The following is a 4,272-nucleotide window of genomic DNA, read 5'->3' as shown; positions in this document are numbered from 1 at the left end:
CTCCGCGACGTGCCGGCGGCTCGCCGCGACCATCGAGCCGTGGAGCGTGGGCGTCTACGTCAACGCGCTCGGCGCCGCGGGGACCGCGGGCGGGCCCCGGGCCGGCGCCGCGGCAGCCGCCCGCCCCGCGGTCGTGACGCCCGGGCGACGACCCCGCAGCGCGGCGACCGGCGCCCGGACCGCCGCCCCGCACCCGCCCGCACCGCCGCGACGCACCGCATCGAGGTCACGTTCCTGCCCGGCCTGGCGGACGTGGTCGCGGCGGAGGTCACCGAGCTGCTGGCACCGGTGAGCCCCCCGCGCCCGGTGCCGGGGCGCGACGACACCCTCGCCTTCACGCACCGCGGCCCGCTCGACGACCCCCGCCTGCTCCGGCTCCGGACCGCGGTCGCGGTGTTCGCCGTCCTCACGTTCGACGTGCCGCGGCCCAAGTCGCTCACCAGCGGGGAGCACCTGCCACGGATCGCCGCCGCGCTCGACGCCTCCGCGCGCCTCGGTGCCCGGCGCACGTTCCGGTTCGAGGCCGCCGGACGCGAGTCGAGCGTGTTCCAGCGGCTCGCGGCGCTGCTCTCCGAGGCCAGCCGCATGGACCACCGCGCCGACGACGGCGAGATCCTCGTGCGCTTCCGCCGCACCCCCGGGTCCCGTGCGGGCGGCGCCGGTGGCGCTGGGGGCACGGGTGGCGCGAACCGTGCGGGTGGCGCGGGAAGCGCCGACCGGGCGGGCGGCGCCGGTGGGGACGCCGGCTGGGACGTGCTCGTCCGGCTCGGCGGGCCGCCGCTGTCCGCGCGGGAGTGGCGCGTCGCCGACTACCCCGGGGCCGTCAACGCGACCATCGCGGCGGCGATCGTGCGGCTCGCGGGCGTCCGCGCGCGCGACCGGGTCGTCAACCTCATGTGCGGGTCGGGGACGCTCCTCGTCGAGCGGCTGCTCGCCGGCCCCGCCGCCGTCGCGCTCGGCGTCGACGTGTCCGCGGACGCGGTCGCCGCGACGCGCGAGAACGTGGCCGCCGCCGGGCTGACCGACCAGGTCCGGCTCGACGTCGCGGACGTGCTGGCGCCGGGTGGGACCTGGCGTGACGCCGGGCCGTTCGACCTGGTGCTCGTCGACCCGCCGTGGGGCACGACGCACGGCTCGCACGCGACGAGCGCCGCCGTGCACGCGCAGCTGCTCGAGGCCGCGCACGCGGTGTGCGCGCCCGGCGGGCGGCTCGTGGTGCTCACCCACGAGATCACGGTCATGGAGCGCTGCCTGCGCGTCGCGTCCGGGCTGTGGCAGGAGCGGGCCGCGGTGCGCGTGTTCGCGAAGGGGCACCACCCGCGGATCTACCTGCTCGACCGCCGCTGACCTGCGACGACCCGCACCGGCCGGCCCTACGCCGGGGACGCGCCCCTGGGCGGCGCCGGACCCGCCCGCGGGACCTCGCTCGACCTGGACGACGGACCGGGATCTTTCACCCGAACGGTCCGTACGGCCTTGCGGACGGGTCCGCGTGCCGGATGATGGCGACGTGACGCCTGCACGAGGACGAGCTGCCGGAGCCCCCGCCGCACCCGCGACCAGCGGGGTGCGCGGCCTGGGCCTCGCCGCGCACCGGCTCGAGCGCTGCCAGACGCTGTCCGAGGTCGCGGAGGTGGCCGCCGCGATGGCGCACGCGCTCCTCGACGCCCGCTCCGCGGCGTTCTGCCGCATCGAGCAGGAGACCTGCACGGTGCTCGCCGTCGAGTCGCTCCAGCCCGACGACCGCGAGTCCGTGCTCGCCCGGACCGCGTTCCGCGCCGAGGAGCGCCCCGCGCTGCGCGGGCTCATCCGCGACCGCCGCAGCTGGGTGGCGCACGTGCGCGACGACGTGGACGACGTCGAGCTCACGGGCGACCCCGTCGAGGTCGCGAGCCTGCGCGAGCTCGACCGGATCAGCGCGCTCGCGAGCCCGATCGTCGTGAACGGGCAGGTCTGGGGCCAGCTCTACGCGAGCCGCGACACGAGCGGCGAGCTGTTCGGCGTCGACGACCTCGCCGCCGCGGAGGTGCTGTGCGCGCTCGCCGCGGGCGCCGTCGCGCGCGTCGACCTCGAGGACCAGGTCCGCCACCTCATCGCCGACGACCCCCTCACCGGGCTCGGCAACCGCCGCGTCGCGGACCACGCCGCGGACCAGGCCCTCCAGACGGGCCTCGAGACGTGCATCGTCATGTGCGACGTCGACGGCCTCAAGCGGGTCAACGACGAGCTCGGGCACGACGCGGGCGACGACCTGCTGCGTTCGGTCGCCGACGTGCTGCGCCGCGTGCAGGACCAGCTCCCCGGCTCGACCGCCGCGCGGCTGGGCGGCGACGAGTTCTGCGTCGTCACCGCCGGCATCCCGCGCTCGCAGGTCAGCCAGGTCATCTCCGCGACGGTCAAGGGCTTCCCGCTCGCGCACGGCGCCGCGATCTCGTGGGGCATCGCCTCGAGCGCCGGTGGCCGCGTCGAGCAGCCGCGGACCCTGTTCCGCCGGGCGGACGCCGCGCAGTACCAGGCCAAGCGCAGCCGGGCCCGGGCGGCCCTCGCGAAGCGCCGTGAGCTCGCCGAGAACGCCGTGACGGTCGACCGGCTCATCACCGCGGGCGTCGCGGCGATCGTCGGCGCGCAGACCGGTGCGGTCACGCGCCTGTGCGCGCTCGCCGCCGCGGCCACGAGCGCGCTCGGCGGCGCCACCTGGACCGTCCTGCGCGACGCGGGCGACGGCGTGCCGGCGGCGATCGCCCGTGGCGGCACGCCGTCCGCGGACTCGACGAACGTGCGCAGCGTGACGGTCGAGCACTCGCCGTGGTCGGTCGAGGTCGAGACCAGCGCCGACGGGCCGACGGACGAGGCCATCGCCGACGCGCTCCAGGCCCTCGTCGACGTCGCGGTGCACGGGGCGCGCTGACGCCACCGCGGGCCCGTCGACGCCGCCGCGCGCGAGGTCTCGACGTCGCCGCGCGCGAGGACTCAACGCCGCCCCGCGCGAGGTCCGACGTCGCGGGCGTGCGTCCGGTGGGCCGGGTGCGCGTCCGGCTCCCTGGTGCGCACCCGCGCGTGCGACGCCTTAATCGAACAAGTGCGAGCCCCACGCGCGTCCGGTGTTCCGGCGCGCGCCCACCGCTCCCTACGCTGCGCGGGCCCGGCGTCGTCCAGCGTCGCCGTGGCGGCACGTGACCGTCACCGAGGGTTTCGCACGAGCAGGGGAGCATCGATGAGGAAGCCGATCGCACAGCACACGACAGCACCGGGACCGCACCGGGCGGGCACCCGGGGTGGCGCGCCGGGACGCGGGCGGCGGGCGGTCGCACTCACCGCCACCGCCGCGACCCTCGCCGCCTCGGCGGTGGCCGTGGGCGCCTCCGGGGCCAGCGCCGGCGGGGGCACCGACGAGGTCGACCGCCACGGGCGGGGCGGTCCGCGGACCGTGTGCGCCGACGCGAGCCTGCTGTTCTGCGAGGACTTCGAGCGGCTCCCCGTGGGCGGCGCCGCGAGCATGCGCTGGGGCATCGACACGCGGGCGGGCACCCTGACCGTGGAGAAGATCCGGACCGAGCAGCCCGGGCCGTACGGACGTCCCGGCCAGCGCGGACGGCAGGCCCACGCGCTGCGGGTGCACACCGCGGACAACGGCCGGGCGTTCATGGTCATCCCCGTCGATCCGCCCGAGAACAGCTTCTACGGGCGCATCCGGGTCAAGGTCGACGAGTTCCCGACCGCGCCCGACTGGGCCCACTACACGCTCGTCGAGGCGTCCGGCGAGGGCGCCGGGGTCGTGCGGCCGATCGTCGGGCAGTACGCGCCGACCGTGCCGGGGGTCTTCTGGGGTGTCGGCTCCGACGGCGGCCCGACCGGCGACTGGACGAGCTGGCAGGAGTCGTCGCCGTCGGTGGCCGACCGCTGGCAGTGCGTCGAGTGGCAGCTCGACGCGTCCGACAACCGCGTGCAGGTCTGGATCGACGGGGACCTCCAGGAGGAGCTCACCGTCGACACCGAGACCGCGGGCGGCGCCGACGTGCCGTTCGTCTTCCCGGACTTCGGGGAGGTCAAGGTCGGCTGGCAGCTCTACCAGGGCGGCACGACGCCGGCCGAGTTCGACCTGTGGCTCGACGACGTCGCGTTCGGCACCGAGCAGATCGGCTGCGACGCCTGACGGACGCGCTCGGGGTGCGGTGACGGCTCGGGCGGCTCGCGCAGGGGCGCGGGCCGCCCGGCCATCGAGCGGGAGGCGCGGCCCGTCGAGCACGGCGGCCCGGCGCGCCACGTCGAGCT

The 4,272-nt window shown here is 77.2% G+C and carries 3 protein-coding genes; all 3 read left to right on the top strand.

From position 1 onward, the window contains the following. Nucleotides 1-39: 39 nt before the first annotated feature. The 3 genes from AB6N24_RS22745 to AB6N24_RS22735 all read left to right on the top strand — a co-directional run bounded on the left by AB6N24_RS22745 (nt 40) and on the right by AB6N24_RS22735 (nt 4,153). The gene (locus AB6N24_RS22745) at nt 40-1,347 is read left to right on the top strand and encodes a methyltransferase (RefSeq protein WP_412871631.1); all 1,308 of its coding nucleotides are present in this window, start codon (nt 40-42) and stop codon (nt 1,345-1,347) included. 163 nt (nt 1,348-1,510) lie between these two features. Beyond that, nucleotides 1,511-2,908 carry a GGDEF domain-containing protein gene (locus tag AB6N24_RS22740; RefSeq protein ID WP_412871630.1) on the top strand — a complete coding sequence of 466 codons (1,398 nt, stop codon included), beginning with the start codon at nt 1,511-1,513 and terminating at the stop codon, nt 2,906-2,908. A gap of 306 nt (nt 2,909-3,214) precedes the next feature. Further along, nucleotides 3,215-4,153 carry a hypothetical protein gene (locus tag AB6N24_RS22735; protein WP_412871629.1) on the top strand — a complete coding sequence of 313 codons (939 nt, stop codon included), beginning with the start codon at nt 3,215-3,217 and terminating at the stop codon, nt 4,151-4,153. Nucleotides 4,154-4,272 lie beyond the last annotated feature (119 nt).

Origin of the sequence: Cellulomonas jepli (assembly GCF_047229345.1) — a bacterium.
Lineage (GTDB): Bacteria > Actinomycetota > Actinomycetes > Actinomycetales > Cellulomonadaceae > Cellulomonas_A.
This window is presented reverse-complemented; position numbering and strand designations above follow the sequence as displayed.